General features: G+C 42.5%; 16 protein-coding genes. 15 read left to right on the top strand and 1 reads right to left on the bottom strand.

Going from position 1 to position 15,610, the window contains the following annotated elements:
* Positions 1-15: 15 nt before the first annotated feature.
* Positions 16-777: a C39 family peptidase gene (locus WAX46_RS03325; RefSeq protein ID WP_226567233.1), complete on the bottom strand. Its 762-nt coding sequence runs from the start codon at positions 775-777 to the stop codon at positions 16-18.
* A gap of 227 nt (positions 778-1,004) precedes the next feature.
* Here WAX46_RS03325 and WAX46_RS03320 point away from each other — a divergent pair, with 227 nt between their 5' ends.
* From WAX46_RS03320 to whiA, 15 genes are all read left to right on the top strand, one after another.
* Entirely contained in the window at positions 1,005-2,180 is a 1,176-nt protein-coding gene (locus WAX46_RS03320; RefSeq protein ID WP_226567232.1) for an ATP phosphoribosyltransferase regulatory subunit, read from the top strand.
* Entirely contained in the window at positions 2,173-2,820 is a 648-nt protein-coding gene (gene hisG / locus WAX46_RS03315) for an ATP phosphoribosyltransferase (protein ID WP_226567231.1), read from the top strand. The genes WAX46_RS03320 and hisG overlap by 8 nt, the downstream gene beginning before the upstream one ends.
* Positions 2,817-4,106, top strand: a complete 1,290-nt coding sequence (gene hisD, locus WAX46_RS03310; RefSeq protein ID WP_226567230.1) for a histidinol dehydrogenase — start codon at positions 2,817-2,819, stop codon at positions 4,104-4,106. Before hisG ends, hisD begins: the two co-directional genes overlap by 4 nt.
* Positions 4,103-4,687: an imidazoleglycerol-phosphate dehydratase HisB gene (hisB, locus tag WAX46_RS03305; protein WP_226567229.1), complete on the top strand. Its 585-nt coding sequence runs from the start codon at positions 4,103-4,105 to the stop codon at positions 4,685-4,687. Before hisD ends, hisB begins: the two co-directional genes overlap by 4 nt.
* Positions 4,687-5,325, top strand: a complete 639-nt coding sequence (gene hisH / locus WAX46_RS03300) for an imidazole glycerol phosphate synthase subunit HisH (RefSeq protein WP_226567228.1) — start codon at positions 4,687-4,689, stop codon at positions 5,323-5,325. Before hisB ends, hisH begins: the two co-directional genes overlap by 1 nt.
* Positions 5,322-6,059, top strand: a complete 738-nt coding sequence (gene hisA / locus WAX46_RS03295; RefSeq protein ID WP_336493350.1) for a 1-(5-phosphoribosyl)-5-[(5-phosphoribosylamino)methylideneamino]imidazole-4-carboxamide isomerase — start codon at positions 5,322-5,324, stop codon at positions 6,057-6,059. The genes hisH and hisA overlap by 4 nt, the downstream gene beginning before the upstream one ends.
* Positions 6,056-6,814, top strand: a complete 759-nt coding sequence (hisF, locus tag WAX46_RS03290) for an imidazole glycerol phosphate synthase subunit HisF (RefSeq protein ID WP_226567226.1) — start codon at positions 6,056-6,058, stop codon at positions 6,812-6,814. Before hisA ends, hisF begins: the two co-directional genes overlap by 4 nt.
* On the top strand, positions 6,811-7,437 hold the full coding sequence (hisIE, locus tag WAX46_RS03285; RefSeq protein ID WP_226567225.1) for a bifunctional phosphoribosyl-AMP cyclohydrolase/phosphoribosyl-ATP diphosphatase HisIE: 627 nt from the start codon (positions 6,811-6,813) through the stop codon (positions 7,435-7,437). Before hisF ends, hisIE begins: the two co-directional genes overlap by 4 nt.
* A 92-nt stretch (positions 7,438-7,529) precedes the next feature.
* Positions 7,530-8,990 carry a tetratricopeptide repeat protein gene (locus WAX46_RS03280; protein ID WP_336493349.1) on the top strand — a complete coding sequence of 487 codons (1,461 nt, stop codon included), beginning with the start codon at positions 7,530-7,532 and terminating at the stop codon, positions 8,988-8,990.
* A 360-nt stretch (positions 8,991-9,350) separates the two neighbouring features.
* Positions 9,351-10,736 carry a C40 family peptidase gene (locus tag WAX46_RS03275; protein WP_336493348.1) on the top strand — a complete coding sequence of 462 codons (1,386 nt, stop codon included), beginning with the start codon at positions 9,351-9,353 and terminating at the stop codon, positions 10,734-10,736.
* A gap of 231 nt (positions 10,737-10,967) precedes the next feature.
* A complete protein-coding gene (trxB, locus tag WAX46_RS03270; RefSeq protein ID WP_226567222.1) occupies positions 10,968-11,918 on the top strand; it encodes a thioredoxin-disulfide reductase in 951 nt (316 codons plus the stop codon).
* 356 nt (positions 11,919-12,274) lie between these two features.
* The gene (locus WAX46_RS03265) at positions 12,275-12,739 is read left to right on the top strand and encodes an 8-oxo-dGTP diphosphatase (protein ID WP_226567221.1); all 465 of its coding nucleotides are present in this window, start codon (positions 12,275-12,277) and stop codon (positions 12,737-12,739) included.
* A 39-nt stretch (positions 12,740-12,778) separates the two neighbouring features.
* On the top strand, positions 12,779-13,666 hold the full coding sequence (gene rapZ / locus WAX46_RS03260) for an RNase adapter RapZ (RefSeq protein WP_226567220.1): 888 nt from the start codon (positions 12,779-12,781) through the stop codon (positions 13,664-13,666).
* A complete protein-coding gene (locus WAX46_RS03255; RefSeq protein ID WP_226567219.1) occupies positions 13,667-14,626 on the top strand; it encodes a gluconeogenesis factor YvcK family protein in 960 nt (319 codons plus the stop codon).
* A gap of 17 nt (positions 14,627-14,643) precedes the next feature.
* Positions 14,644-15,594 carry a DNA-binding protein WhiA gene (gene whiA, locus WAX46_RS03250; protein WP_226567218.1) on the top strand — a complete coding sequence of 317 codons (951 nt, stop codon included), beginning with the start codon at positions 14,644-14,646 and terminating at the stop codon, positions 15,592-15,594.
* Positions 15,595-15,610: the final 16 nt, after the last annotated feature.

Below are 15,610 nucleotides of genomic sequence, written 5' to 3'. Positions count from 1 at the left end.
CTGGAGAGCGGGGTTTTATGCTTTAATGATTATCGCTTGACTGCCCATCTGTTTCCAAGAATCCTCAAACTGGTCACGATCCACTCGCTCATTCTTTTCTCCGTATGGGTTATTCAAGTAAACGTGCTTATCGTCATAGCCTGTAATGACTACACTATGCATTTTAAAGCTCACATCTACATGTCCATTTGGTGTATTCCACGTATCGATGTTATCTGTTTTCTCAAAGGTGGATGTTGTGATCACCCATACAGGATAGCCTTTTTCAAGTGATTGATAAATGGCCTTTTTGACAGGCTTTCCAGTTAAGTCTACGACTTGATCACCTGCATACTTTTTCGCAAGTTGATAAATGGGTTCATGGTACACACCAAGACCCGGTCCATTCTCCATATCCCCCACAAACCCATCATGAGGGTCTCCTTTTAAGCCATTTTCGTAATTTAGTGGAACACGTTTGATTTCATTTGCCAATGCGTTTTTTGTGACTTGCTCATAGCCGCTGTAATGAAGCAACATCGCTAAGCTCGTGACTTCGCATCCATTATAAAGCCTTGGTTCATCCATTTGATTGTAGAGGATGACATCCATGGCTTTTTTGCTTCCTTTTAAAGAAGTATGTGAGGAATCTGTGTTTTTCGTTGATCGTGTTTCTTCTGCCGCTTCATGTGAAGAAGCTGTTTTCTTGGCTTGATCGATTTGTGAAACGTAAATAAAGCCAAAGTAAACAAGACATGCGCACAAAAAAGTTAAGGTTAATGTCTGGATGATTTTCACTGTAATCTCCTGAGGTATTCAATATTTTTAAGTATTATAGCACGTTCCTTCATCGAACATAAGGAAAAGGTTCAGGTGTCAATTTAATGTGATATTTGAATTTAACGAAAAGAGGGAAGAAAATAAAATGATTGATTTAACCACTTTATTTTGTTAGCATATTATCATATTAGCGAACTAAAGGATTCAGAATTTTTCGTTTGAATGTGTTGGAGGTGCGGGAGAACATGTTGATGTTTGAGAAACCATATGGTATGCGGGATTCATTACCAGGCCTGTATGAGACAAAGAAAAAAGTGAGACATTCATTAACAAAGGTTATGAATGGTTGGGGTTACCGTTTGATGGAGACGCCAACGCTTGAATTTTACGATACAGTCGGTGTTCAATCGGCGATTACAGATATTCAGCTATTTAAGCTCCTTGATCAAAACGGTCAAACCTTGGTGCTTCGACCTGATATGACGGGGCCAATTGCGAGAGTCGCGGCTTCAAAGCTTCACGAGCAGGCGTATCCACTTCGGGTTGGTTATGCAGCCAATGTGTTTCGGGCGCAGGAAAGAGAAGGCGGGAGACCATCAGAATTTGAACAGGTCGGGATTGAATTGATTGGTGATGGTTCGATTAGTGCAGACGCTGAAGTCATCGCGCTTGTCGTGTTTGCGTTAAAAAATGCCGGTCTCCAATTCTTCAAGATAGCGATCGGGCATGTCGCTTTGGCAGAGACGTTGTTTTTAGATGTACTAGGAAATACAGAGCGTGCGAACGTTCTGCGGAGATTTTTATATGAAAAGAATTATGTAGGATACAGACAGCATGTAAAGCAATTACCGCTCTCATCTATCGATAAAATGAGGCTGTTACAGCTTTTGGATTTACGCGGCGGCCAGGAAGTTACACAGCAGGCAGAGGACATTGTGATCTCACAAGAGGGGAAAGAGGTACTCGCTGAGTTAAAGGCACTTTGGGAGACACTTCAAGATTACGGCTGTACAGAATATATCCGTTTAGATTTAAGCATGGTGAGTCATATGAGCTACTACACGGGGATTTTGTTTGAAGTATTTGCAGATCATGTTGGGTCTTTCATCGGGAGGGGAGGAAGATATGATCAATTGCTTTCTCATTTTGATGCACCCGCACCAGCTACAGGGTTCGGTCTTCGATTAGACCGCCTTTTGGAGGCATTAGATGCAAAAGAAATCAATAAGCCGCAGGAGGCAGTGATTTTTAGTAAAGAACAAAGACTAGAAGCATTTGCTTTTGCAAAAAAAGAGCGGTCAAAAGGCAAAAAGATTGTTCTGCAAGACTTAGCGGGAATTGAAAATATTGATGCGATGACCAAAGCGTTTGATCAAGTGACTTATTTTATCGGTGCAAGAAAGGAAGAGCAAGATGGGTAAAGTGTTGACGATGGCAATGCCAAAGGGCCGGATATTTGAGGAAGCAGCAGGGCTGTTAAGACAGGCGGGGTATCATCTGCCGGAGGAATTCGAGGATTCAAGAAAATTAATTATTGATGTACCGGAAGAAAACCTCCGCTTTATTTTAGCTAAGCCAAAGGATGTGACGACCTATGTAGAGTACGGTGTGGCGGATGTGGGCATTGCAGGGAAGGATGTCATGCTCGAAGAAGCACGTGATGTGTACGAAGTACTTGATTTACACATCAGCAAATGTCATTTAGCTGTAGCTGGATTACCAGAAGCCAGTTGGGTGGGTGTCGCGCCGCGTGTGGCAACGAAGTATCCAAATGTAGCCTCGTCCTATTTTAGAGAGCAAGGTGAGCAGGTAGAGATTATCAAGCTGAATGGCTCCATTGAATTGGCACCGCTCATCGGTCTTGCCGATCGTATTGTTGATATTGTCTCCACAGGTCAAACGTTAAAGGAAAATGGACTTGTGGAAACTGAGCATATTTGTGACATTACGTCACGTTTTATTGTCAATCCAGTGAGCTACCGGATGAAGGATACGGTGATCGATGAAATGGCCCAGCGTCTTGCAAGTATCATTGAAGGAGAAAGGGAGGAATCATCATGAACGTCATCTACATACAAGAAGGTGAGACAGATAATCTCTCACTCAAGCGCTCTTTAGATACAGGAACTGAAGAGCAACGTCAGGTTGTTCAGCGCATAATACAAGAGGTGAGAAAAAATGGTGATGAGGCCGTACGGTCTTTTACGAAGCAATTTGATGGTGTGTCCATTGAAGATCCGCTTGTCACAGAAGATGAAATCGCAAAGGCCTACGAACGCTTGGACCCAGCGATGATCCAGGTTATCCAAACAGCTATACGTCATATTCAAACATACCATGAGCGTCAACTGACATCCTCTTGGTTTTATCACCAACCGGACGGATCGATGCTCGGACAAAAAGTGACGCCGCTTGATGCGGTCGGTGTTTATGTCCCAGGCGGAACAGCTGCCTACCCTTCATCTGTTTTAATGAATGTGATTCCGGCACTTGTCGCTGGCGTTGAACGAATTGTCCTTGTGACACCACCTGGGACAGATGGCCGTCTGTCTGACGCTGTACTGGTTGCCTCTAAGGAGCTAGGTATTTCAAAAATGTATAAAATGGGCGGTGCGCAAGCGATTGCGGCACTTACATATGGAACTGACAATATCCAGCCAGTTGATAAAATCACAGGTCCAGGAAACATTTATGTGGCACTTGCAAAGCGGGAAGTATTTGGTCAGGTAGACATTGATATGATTGCTGGCCCAAGTGAAATTGCTGTCCTAGCAGACGAAACGGCACTTGCCCATGAGGTTGCGTCAGATTTACTTTCACAGGCAGAACATGACGCATTAGCCTCGAGTATATTAGTCACTCCGTCCAAGGCGCTTGCTGAGAAAGTCCAGGCCGAGGTGCAAGCGCAGATGGACACTTTGCCAAGAAAATCAATCGCAGCACAATCCATACAAGATCATGGCCGTATTTACGTGACAGAATCAATGGCTCGTGCAATAGATGTCGTGAACCAGTTAGCGCCAGAGCACTTAGAAGTACTGACGGTTTATCCAGAATCACTTCTTGGTCAAATCAAGCATGCCGGGGCGATTTTCTTAGGACGTTATAGTCCAGAGCCGGTGGGAGATTACTTCGCAGGACCGAATCATGTGCTGCCAACAAACGGAACAGCTAGATTTTCTAGTCCGCTGGGCGTCAGTGATTTCCAAAAGAAAACGAGCATCATTTCATATAGCAAAGAAGCTTTTGATACACATAGGGAAAGCATTGCAGCTTTTGCAAGATTAGAAGGGCTTGAAGCGCATGCAAGGTCGATTGAAGCGAGAAAGGGGGAGGAATCAAAATGAGACAGGCGGAAACAGCGAGACAAACAAATGAAACGAATATTTCGATAGCGCTAGAGATTGATGGAGAAGGAAAAGCCAATATTCAAACTGATGTCCCTTTTATGACGCATATGCTTGATTTGTTTACGAAACACGGACACTTTAATTTGACCTTAGATGCGAAAGGAGATACAGATGTCGATGATCACCACACAACAGAAGATATCGGCATCGTACTTGGCCAAATGTTTAAGGAAGCGCTTGGTGATAAAAAAGGAATTAAGCGGTACGGATCTAGCTTTGTTCCAATGGATGAAACGTTGGCCCAGGTGGTGGTCGACTTAAGCAATCGTCCTCATTTGGAAATGAGAGCGGCACTCCCAAGTCAAAAGGTCGGCACCTTTGATACAGAGCTCATTCATGAGTTTCTTTGGAAATTTGCCCTTGAAGCACGTATGAACCTTCATGTGATCGTTCACTACGGAACCAATACTCACCATATAATTGAAGCAATTTTTAAAGCAATGGCACGTGCCCTAGACGAAGCAACAACCATTGATCCACGTGTGAAAGGGATTCCGTCTACAAAGGGGATGCTCTAATGATCGGAGTCATTGATTACGGAATGGGAAATTTGTTTAGTGTATCAAAAGCACTGGAACGTGCAGGCACCCCTTATATCGTGTCCTCTGAAGTGGAGGAGCTCAAAAAGGCAGATGCTTATATTTTACCGGGTGTAGGTTCATTTCGTGATGGGATGCAGCTGTTAAGACAGTCAAGACTTGAGGCGTTTATCCACCAAGTCGTTCAGGATGGAAAGCTGTTATTTGGCATTTGCCTTGGGATGCAGCTTTTATTTGAAGAAAGTGAAGAGGCAGGGATAACAAAAGGATTGGGCCTGTTACAAGGTCGTGTCGTTCTTTTAAAGGATCGTGATCAGGACGGACAAAGGCTGAAAGTGCCTCATATGGGCTGGAACGAGCTTACATTTCACCAGTCGTCCCCATTATTTGACGGTGTGCCGGAAGGGTTTGCTTACTTTGTTCACTCTTATTATGTGAGTGACATGAATCCACAAGAGCAATTAGCAAGTGCTACCTATGGCGTACAAGTACCAGCAGTTGTCGGGAACGGAAATGTGCTTGGGGCACAGTTTCACCCTGAAAAAAGCAGTACAACGGGAATGGCACTGCTCAAACAGTTTATTCAATTATCAAACGAACAGAGGGTGAACAAATGAGTGAATTTATATTATATCCAGCGATTGATATGAGAAATGGCAAATGTGTACGCCTTGTGCAAGGAGATTATGATCAAGAAACTATTTATGGAGATTCGCCGCTAGACATGGCCGTGCGGTTTGCAAAGGAAGGAGCAAAGTGGATTCATCTCGTTGATTTAGATGGCGCAAAAGCTGGAAAACGCGTGAATCACGAGCATGTGCTGGCGATTGCTTCATCCCTAGATGTAAATGTACAAATCGGTGGCGGCATTCGGACAGAGGAAGACGTTGAATTTTATTTAAACAATGGCGTATCTAGAGTCATCCTTGGCAGCTCTGCTGTATCTAACCCAGCCTTTGTGAAAAAAATGCTGGCACAATATCATGAGAAAATAGCGATTGGAATTGATGCACGAAATGGCTTTGTATCGACAGAAGGCTGGCTTGAAACGTCCAAAGTAAAGGCTGAGGAACTCGGCAAGGAATTGGCAAAGGAAGGTGCAGAGGTCTTTATTTTCACTGATATTCAAATGGATGGCATGCTCTCAGGTCCCAATGTGGATAGTACGGTCCGATTAGCAGAAGCGACCGGCAAACAAGTCATCGCTTCAGGGGGTGTCAGCGCCTTAGCTGATATTCAAAAACTGTCAGCGCAAAAACATGTAGGGGTTTCTGGAGCGATCATTGGCAAAGCGCTGTACACAAAGCAATTTACTTTAGCGGAAGCGTTTGAGGGGCGGAACACCATATGATGACAAAACGAATCATCCCGTGTCTCGATGTGAAGGAAGGGCGTGTTGTCAAAGGTGTGAAATTCTTGGGCTTAAAGGATGCTGGTGATCCGGTAGAATTAGCGCATATCTATGATGAAGAAGGTGCGGATGAACTCGTCTTTCTCGACATATCAGCCTCCCATGAAGGACGGAAAACAATGGTGGATGTGGTCAAACAAGTTGCGTCCACTCTTGCCATACCATTTACGGTAGGTGGCGGGATTAACGATCTTGATGACATGAAGCGTATATTAAGAGTGGGTGCAGATAAGGTATCTGTGAACACGGCGGCTGTTTTAAGGCCAGAGCTGATTTCAGAAGGAGCCGATTTTTTTGGTTCTCAATGCATTGTTGTCGCTATAGATGCGAAATACAATGAAGAGAAAAAAGCATACATGGTCTATACACACGGAGGACGCCGTCAAACAGAGATAGAAGTGAGCGACTGGGCGAAAGAAGCGGTGCTGAGAGGAGCAGGGGAGATCCTGCTGACAAGCATGGATGCCGATGGTGAGAAAACAGGCTTTGACCATCGTCTGACGAAGCTTGTGTCAGAAACAGTGACAGTACCAGTCATTGCCTCTGGTGGTGCAGGCAATGCGCAGCACATACTTGAGGCCTTTACCAAGGGAGAAGCTGATGCCGCATTAGCAGCCTCCATTTTCCATTATAAAGAAACTTCCATTCAAGAGGTGAAGACATACTTGAGAGAACACGGGGTGAAGGTAAGATGAAACAGGCAAACGAATTGACCTTTAATGAGGCAGGCCTGATTCCTGCGATTGTACAGGATGCTCAGAGTAAGGAAGTACTAACGCTTGCGTATATGAATCAAGCATCCTATGAAAAAACATTGGAAACAGGAGAGACTTGGTTTTTTAGCCGTTCGAGAAACGAGCTTTGGCACAAGGGGGCAACATCTGGACATACCCAGCAAGTGACATCCATTCGCTACGACTGCGACAAGGACGCTTTGCTTCTACTCGTGACACCTAGTGGTCCAGCATGCCATACTGGAAGCTATAGCTGTTTTTCAGAAGAAGGCGTGAAGGATCAAAGCGAAAACCATCGTTTTGCTATTTTAAATGAACTTGAACAGGTCATTGCAAAGCGTCAGGCAGAAATGGATGAAGGGGCTTATACAACCTATCTTTTTGAAAAAGGGGTTGATAAAATCCTGAAAAAGGTGGGAGAAGAAGCTTCGGAGGTCATTATTGCAGGGAAGAATCGTGATCAGGAAGAATTGAAATGGGAAACAGCCGATCTCCTGTATCACCTTCTTGTGTTATTACGTGAACAGCAATTGCCGCTTGATGAAGTGTTAAAGGTATTGAAAAGGCGTCATCAAGGTGAATGAAAAACAAATCCTTCCTTTTCTTTTGTTCTATGTGAAGACTGGTGAAGTATGTTATACTACACACGGTACACTGTTCGAAATGGAGGGTATCGGTGAGTAAATACACTTCTCAAAATAATCACACACAAGTCGTCCAGCTATTGCAAGATGGGCATTACTTTTTTCATAAAGGTCTAAAAGCATATAGAGAGAGAAATTTCCCAAGGGCGAGTAAGCTGATACAGCGGGCCATTGTACTTGAACCTGAAAATGTAGAAATGCTTTCACAGCTTGCCATTATTTATACTGAAATGGGTCATTATCAACAATCAAATGAACTGCTTGATTTCATCCTTGAACATGTGGATGAGAACATGTCAGAGTGTCACTATTTTAAAGCCAATAATTATGCAAATCTCGGACTGTTCCAAGAGGCATATAAGTCAGCCACTGCCTATGCAGCTTTGGAAGAGGATGGAGAATTTGTGAATGAAAATGATGAGCTGCTCGATTTGCTCGATATGAGTGATGAAGAGGACGAAGATTTTCCTTATGATCAGGATGACCTGATTGTAAAGCAAGATCAAGCCAACCATTTGTTAGAAAGCGGCAGGCTTGATGAAGCCATTGGCACGCTTGAACAGATGATTGTTGAGTATCCAGAATTTTGGTCAGCGTATAATAATCTCGCTTTGGCCTATTTTTATTCTGGTCAAATCCATCAGGCGAAAGAGATGTTGAACCGGGTCCTTCATGAAAATCCCGGTAATCTGCATGCCCTTTGTAACCAGCTTGTCTTCTTTTATTATGAAAAAGAAGAAGAGAAGGTCGAAGTGTTAGCGAAGCAATTAATGCACGTGTATCCAATATTAAGTGAACAGCGTTATAAGCTTGGTGCGACATTTGCCCTAGTTGGAGAGTTTGAATGGGCCTTTAAATGGCTCTATTCTTTGTATAAAACAGGCTTCCAGGGAGATAGTACGTTTTTATACTGGCTTGCAAGTGCAGCCTATCAGACGGGCCACAAAACGTTGGCACAAACCGTTTGGGATAAGATGGTAGAGGAAGATATAGATGCAGATGAGATCAAGCCGTGGCAGGACAAACCAGAGGAATCTGAGCCAATGGTCTCAATTGAGGAACGGCTCACTGCATACTATTTCAGCAAACAAAAGGGTGAACGTGACGTACTACAATCTGTCTTTGATGCACGCGCAGCAAAAACAGCCTTTGAACAGCAATTCATTGAGCTGCTTCTATATGAAGGTCAAATGGAAGAACGGTCATTTTCAGAAGATGCAGTATTCGCAAAACAGGCGGCTTCCGCTTTGGAAGAAGCCGTGCAGCCCGATAGCCACATGCCATATTTTTGGTTATTCCATATCATTCAGCAGGCACGCGCTTCAGGCATAGACAAGAGAAATGCTCCTGCATGGGCAGCAGCTTCTTATTATCTATGGATGAATGAACAAGAAGAATCAAATGTCACAAAAAAAGAAGTGGCAGCCTCTTTTCAGATCAGCGTTCAGACGCTGTCTAAATATGAGAATGTCATTTGTACGTTCATCGATTAAATAGGTAAATAGATTCAGATGTAGCATGGCCGAAAAGGTCATGCTTTTTTCTTGGACAAAAAGATGGGATTTGCAAGGATTTGCCGAAGTATGACAAAGACGACATGTATTTGAAACATAAATGTAATAAAAATATTAGCTCATTTTGTCGATGTGTCATGTATAATGAAACTCGTGGATTAAAACAAAGACATATATTTAGATATTTTACTAAACATAATGAAACACTAGGTGATAGAAACCATCTGATCAACATCTGACTATTAAATCAGGAAGAAAGATCATAGAGATCACAGATAGTAGCAGAGAATTTGCTGCTTTCTAATGTCGCTTGGGAAATTGTCAAAGGAGGAACCATTCGTGAAAAAGTTTATTACTTTCGGTTTAGCTTCGGTGATCGGAGCGAGCGGTTTATTTATTCCACTTACTCATGAAGCAAATGCACAAGACTTTGAACAAAAGAAACAAGAACTAGATAGCAAGCGATTTGAGGTCAACACCAACCTTCAAAAGAAAAAAGAAGAGCTTTCAAAGCTTGAAGCAAAACAAGAGGCGCTTGCACTAAAACTAAAGGAAATTGATGAGAAAGCCTTAAAAACAAGTGATCAAATCGAAGAAAAACAAAAAGAAAATGAAAAAACAAAAAAAGAAATCAAAGCACTAAAAAAGGAAATTGCTGATACAGAAAAACGTATTGAAGAAAGAAACGAATTCTTGAAAAATCGTGTACGTGCGCTTCAGGAAAACGGCGGTTCTACAAAATACATAGATGTATTACTAGGAGCAAAAAGCTTTAGTGATTTCATTAGCCGTGCAGGTGCAGTATCTACACTAATCAATGCAGACAGCGAAATCATTAAAGAGCAAGAAAGAGACAAAGCTGAGCTTCAAAAGTCTGAAAACGAATTAAACACAAAACTTGAAAATGTTCAAAAGACGCTTTCCAAGCTTGAAACACTTCAAACGGACTTGAATAAACAGCTTGATGAAAAAGACAAGCTATTCAAGCAAGTGAAAAAGCAAAAAGGAACTGCTACTTCTGAAATCAGCGAGTTAAACAGTCAGTCTGATAGCATTGCATCTGAAAAGGACGCAACAATTGCTTCACAAAAACAAGCTGAAAAAGAAGCAAAAGAACCGGCTCGAAAAGCAAAAGAACCGGCTTCAAAAGCAAAAGAAGTACAAAAACAGCAGCGTCAAGCAAGTGTTCAAACGGAAGACAACATCTCAAATAACGATAGCGGTTCGTCTTCAAATAACAGTGGATCATCTAATCACAACAACAGCAGTTCACCAAGCCAGAAGCCATCTTCTGGCGGTGGATCACCTGTCAGCAGTAACGTAGGCGGAATCGAAGGTGCGATCAGCACAGGTTCTAGCATTGTTGGAAAATCTCCATATAAATGGGGCGGCGGCAGATCACAAGCCGATATTGACGCACGTCTTTTTGACTGTTCTTCATTCGTTCGCTGGGCATTCGCATCAGCAGGTATCAACCTTGGACCAGTTGGCGGTACATCAACAGATACGCTTGTAGGTAAAGGAAGAGCTGTAAGTGCATCTGACATGAAGCGCGGAGACCTTGTGTTCTTTGATACGTATAAAGTAAATGGACATGTAGGGATTTACTTAGGAAATGGTACATTCTTGAACGATAACAGCTCTCGCGGTGTTTCAGTTGACTCTATGAGTAATGTATACTGGAAAAAAGCATTCAAAGGCGTTGTTAGAAGAGTCGTCGAATAGTCACTACTTTTTATATACGTAAACAGGCTTCCTTAAACAGCAGTTTAAGGGAGCTTTTTCTTTTTTTGAAGATATGAGCAAATGATTCGCTTATTATCCGCAGATTTAATAGGATATGGGTAAGGAATAAAAGCTATGAATGGAATTGATGCTCTCTGTTATGAATGGAAGCATCACCCAAGGGCATTCTAATAAGAAATGCTAGCAGCAATTGAAGAGGGAGTGACAGTTGTGTCAGAAGAAAAAATCTACGATACGATCATCATCGGAGCGGGTCCTGCCGGAATGACAGCCGCTGTTTATACATCACGGGGAAATCTTTCAACACTGATGATTGAAAGAGGAATTCCAGGCGGACAAATGGCGAATACGGAAGATGTCGAGAACTATCCTGGCTTTGAAAGCATCCTAGGGCCGGAACTTTCAAATAAAATGTTTGAGCATGCGAAGAAGTTCGGTGCGGAGTATGCGTATGGTGATATTAAAGAAATTGTTGACGGTGAAGAATACAAAATCGTCAAAGCCGGTGCAAAAGAATACAAAGGCCGCTCTGTCATTATTGCGGCAGGGGCTGAATACAAAAAAATCGGTGCACCAGGTGAAAAAGAACTTGGCGGACGCGGCGTTTCTTACTGTGCAGTGTGTGATGGTGCCTTCTTTAAAAACAAAGAGCTTGTGGTCGTTGGCGGCGGAGACTCTGCGGTAGAAGAAGGTGTCTACCTCACACGCTTTGCTTCAAAGGTAACGATTGTCCATAGACGTGATAAACTCCGTGCCCAGAGCATCTTACAAGCACGTGCCTTTGAAAATGAAAAAATCAACTTCATGTGGAACAAAACCGTTAAACAGATCAATGAAGAAAACGGGAAAGTCGGTAGTGTGACATTAATTGATACTGTGACAGGTGAAGAAGAAGATTTCAAAACAGACGGCGTCTTTATCTACATTGGTATGCTGCCACTGTCTAAACCATTTGAAAATCTAGGGATTACAAATGAAGAAGGCTATATCGAGACAAACGAAAGAATGGAAACAAGAGTTGAAGGCATTTTCGCAGCTGGCGACATTCGGGAAAAAACACTTCGCCAAATTGTCACAGCAACAGGTGACGGAAGCATTGCAGCACAGAGCGCACAACATTATGTAGAAGAGCTTGCTGAAAAGCTAAAAGCAATGAAATAAACAGATGTCTTAAATCCTTAATATAGCGTCACGGGCTTTTAACTGGAATGTAACACGGGTGAAACAATTATCCGTTATGATATAACTAGTAATTGACCCCCTTTTATAAGGAATACATGTGTGGCACGGATGTGAATCCGTGCCTTTTTTTGCTTAAAATCAGAAATTCACGAGATGTTCACAAATGATGCATGGTAAACCGTTAGATGTTGTAAAATTAAAGAATAGAGAAACGGGACGTCACATGATTCAGATGAAACCCTGTCCGTTTTCAGTGAACAACGGGCATGTTCATTGTGGGAGTTAGTATGAACCTGTATAATAAGAAAAAGACATAAAAGAGTAGGTGACAGCTGATGCAACGAGTAACCAATTGTGTGCTGCATCACGAAGATCAAGTTCTCTTGCTACAAAAGCCAAGACGCGGCTGGTGGGTAGCACCTGGTGGAAAAATGGAAAGCGGGGAATCGGTTAAGGATTCAGTCATTCGAGAGTATAGAGAAGAAACAGGCATTTATCTTTTAAATCCGCAGCTAAAAGGTGTTTTTACTTTTATCATAAAAGAAGGGGATCAAATCATCCAAGAGTGGATGATGTTCACCTTTATGGCAGATTCCTTTACGGGGAAAAACGTGTCAGAGTCGGAGGAAGGCATTTTAAAATGGCATGACGTAAAGGATGTGCCTAGTTTGCCAATTGCTCCTGGAGATTCCCATATTCTTGATTTCATGCTAAAAGGGAAAGGACTTCTCCACGGCACTTTTACGTATACACCAGATTTTGAGCTGATTTCTTATCGGTTAGATCCTCAAGGAGACTAATAAATCAACCGTTTTCATAAAGAAGGAGAGGGAGCAGGCATGAATACGTACAAACAAGATGATATTCAGCTTGTGATTATTACAGGGATGTCAGGTGCGGGGAAAACCGTTGCCATTCAAAGCTTTGAAGACTTAGGCTATTTCTGTGTGGATAACTTACCACCATCACTTTTACCGAAGTTTCTGGAGCTCATGAAGGAATCAAATTCAAAGATGAGCAAGGTTGCCCTTGTGATGGATTTGCGCGGACGCGAATTCTTTGATAGCTTAATTGCTGCCTTAGATGAAATGAGTGATATCGGCTGGATCACACCAAGGATTCTATTTTTAGATTCAAACGATAAGGTGCTTGTCTCAAGATACAAAGAAACGAGACGTTCGCATCCCCTTGCGACAACAGGTCTCCCGCTCGAAGGGATTGCAATGGAGCGTGAGCTGTTAGAGGAGTTGAAAGGCCGATCTCAAATGATTTTTGATACATCGGACCTGAAGCCAAAACAGCTTCGAGAAAAGATTGTCACACACTTTGCGACCAATCAAGGGCAAGTGTTTACAGTGAACGTGATGTCATTTGGCTTTAAATACGGTTTGCCAATTGATGCTGATCTTGTTTTTGACGTGAGATTCTTACCGAATCCTTACTATATTGAGAGCATGCGTCCACAGACTGGAAATGATGAAGAAGTGCGCTCCTATGTAATGAAGTGGAGTGAAACGCAAAAATTCACGGAGAAATTAATTGATCTTCTCAGCTTTATGCTTCCATCCTATAAACGAGAAGGAAAAAGTCAGCTTGTCATTGCCATTGGCTGTACGGGCGGCCAGCATCGATCAGTGACGCTAGCCAATTATTTAGCGGAGTATTTTAAAAACGATTACTACACACATGTCACTCACCGGGACATTGAAAAGAGAAGCCGAAAATAGATGACGACACTACCAAAGGTTGTCATTCTTGGTGGAGGCACTGGCTTATCTGTTTTACTGAGAGGGCTAAAAACAAAACCAGTGGACATTACCGCCATTGTGACGGTTGCTGATGATGGAGGCAGCTCAGGCAGACTGCGCCATGATTTGAATATCCCGCCTCCCGGTGATATTCGAAATGTGCTCGCGGCCCTTTCTGATGTTGAGCCGCTTGTGGAAGATTTATTTCAGCACCGTTTTAACAAAGGGAATGACTTAACAGGCCACTCTCTCGGCAATCTCATTCTTGCGGCTATGACAAATGTAACCGGTGATTTTTTTCATGCCGTCACAGAAATGAGCAAGGTCTTAAATGTGAGAGGAAAAGTATTGCCAGCAGCGAATTCAAGTGTTGTACTTCATGCAGAATTAGAAAACGGGCAAGTGGTCACAGGAGAATCGAAAATCCCAACCTATGGTGAAAGGATTAAACGAGTCTTCCTCACACCAAATACCATTAAACCGCTCCCAGAATCCATTCAAGTCATTCGTGAGGCTGATTTGATCGTCATTGGTCCTGGCAGCTTGTACACGAGTATTTTGCCCAATTTGCTTGTACCGCATATTGGAGAAGAAGTCATTTGCTCAAAGGCGAAAAAAGTATATATTTGCAATGTCATGACGCAGCCAGGGGAAACGCTTTTCTATAGCGCAGCTGATCATGTGCAGGCATTAAACCATCATATGAACCAGTCATTTATTGACACCATTTTTGTCAACAATAAAGAAATTCCAGAAGAAATCAAAGCAAGATATGCAGAAGAACAGGCACAGCCTGTACAATTCGACACAGATGTACTCAAAGCAATGGGACTGGAAGTCATTCCTGGAGAAATCATTACATATGACCAGAATGTGATACGTCACGACACACTGAAAGTAGCCTCACTGCTCGTCGATCTGCTGCATCAGAAAAAATAGGAATGGGGGTGGCAAGGATGTCATTTGCATCAGAAACAAAAAAAGAGTTGACTAATCTGGACGTGAAGGACTGCTGCACAAAAGCAGAGCTTTCTGCCCTCATCCGTATGAACGGTTCTTTATCTTTCTCTAATCGGAAATTGATTTTAGATATACAGACAGAGAACGCAGCTATTGCAAGACGTATTTATACCCTTTTGAAAAAGAAGTATGATGTGACAGTCGAGCTGCTCGTCCGTAAAAAAATGAGGTTAAAAAAGAATAATGTGTATATTGTCAGACTGGTAGAACGAGCGAAAACCATTTTAGAGGATTTGAAAATATTAGGCGGACAATTTGTATTTGAGCGTAATATTTCAGAAGAGCTTGTGAAGAAAAGATGCTGCAAGCGCTCCTATATGAGAGGGGCCTTTTTAGCAGGAGGTTCTGTCAATAATCCAGAAACATCCTCCTATCACCTTGAGATTTTTTCACTATATAAAGAACATAATGATGCCCTTTGTGAGCTAATGAATCAATTCCATCTTAACAGTAAAACACTTGAGCGCAAAAAAGGGTATATTACGTACATGAAAGAAGCTGAAAAAATTACGGAATTTCTCAGTGTCGTGGGTGCTCATAACTCATTGCTTCGCTTTGAAGACGTGAGAATCGTCCGTGATATGAGGAATTCGGTTAACCGTCTTGTCAATTGTGAAACAGCAAACTTGAATAAAACAATCGGTGCCTCACTGCGTCAGGTCGAGAACATTCAATTCATTGATGAAAAAATTGGACTGGATGCCCTGCCGGATAAGCTGCGTGAAATTGCTAAACTGCGAATTGACTATCAAGAAGTCACGCTAAAGGAACTTGGCGAAATGGTGGAAAGCGGGAAGATCAGCAAATCAGGCATTAACCACCGCTTAAGAAAACTAGACCAAATTGCAGAACAATTACGAAATGGACAAGCTGTTACACTCAAATAGGGAAATCAAAAAAGGA

It is taken from the genome of Bacillus sp. FJAT-53060 (genome assembly GCF_037104745.1).
Lineage (GTDB): Bacteria > Bacillota > Bacilli > Bacillales > Bacillaceae > Bacillus > Bacillus stratosphericus_B.
Note: the sequence above shows the minus strand (reverse complement) of the source record. Positions and strands in the feature narration are given on the sequence as shown.

What these genes read in the sequence shown, in the direction of transcription:
- WAX46_RS03320 (WP_226567232.1), top strand. Translation starts at nt 1,005, where the DNA reads ATGTTGATGTTTGAGAAACCATATGGTATGCGGGATTCATTACCAGGC.
- hisG (WP_226567231.1), top strand. Translation starts at nt 2,173, where the DNA reads ATGGGTAAAGTGTTGACGATGGCAATGCCAAAGGGCCGGATATTTGAG.
- hisD (WP_226567230.1), top strand. Translation starts at nt 2,817, where the DNA reads ATGAACGTCATCTACATACAAGAAGGTGAGACAGATAATCTCTCACTC.
- hisB (WP_226567229.1), top strand. Translation starts at nt 4,103, where the DNA reads ATGAGACAGGCGGAAACAGCGAGACAAACAAATGAAACGAATATTTCG.
- hisH (WP_226567228.1), top strand. Translation starts at nt 4,687, where the DNA reads ATGATCGGAGTCATTGATTACGGAATGGGAAATTTGTTTAGTGTATCA.
- hisA (WP_336493350.1), top strand. Translation starts at nt 5,322, where the DNA reads ATGAGTGAATTTATATTATATCCAGCGATTGATATGAGAAATGGCAAA.
- hisF (WP_226567226.1), top strand. Translation starts at nt 6,056, where the DNA reads ATGATGACAAAACGAATCATCCCGTGTCTCGATGTGAAGGAAGGGCGT.
- hisIE (WP_226567225.1), top strand. Translation starts at nt 6,811, where the DNA reads ATGAAACAGGCAAACGAATTGACCTTTAATGAGGCAGGCCTGATTCCT.
- WAX46_RS03265 (WP_226567221.1), top strand. Translation starts at nt 12,275, where the DNA reads ATGCAACGAGTAACCAATTGTGTGCTGCATCACGAAGATCAAGTTCTC.
- rapZ (WP_226567220.1), top strand. Translation starts at nt 12,779, where the DNA reads ATGAATACGTACAAACAAGATGATATTCAGCTTGTGATTATTACAGGG.
- WAX46_RS03255 (WP_226567219.1), top strand. Translation starts at nt 13,667, where the DNA reads ATGACGACACTACCAAAGGTTGTCATTCTTGGTGGAGGCACTGGCTTA.
- whiA (WP_226567218.1), top strand. Translation starts at nt 14,644, where the DNA reads ATGTCATTTGCATCAGAAACAAAAAAAGAGTTGACTAATCTGGACGTG.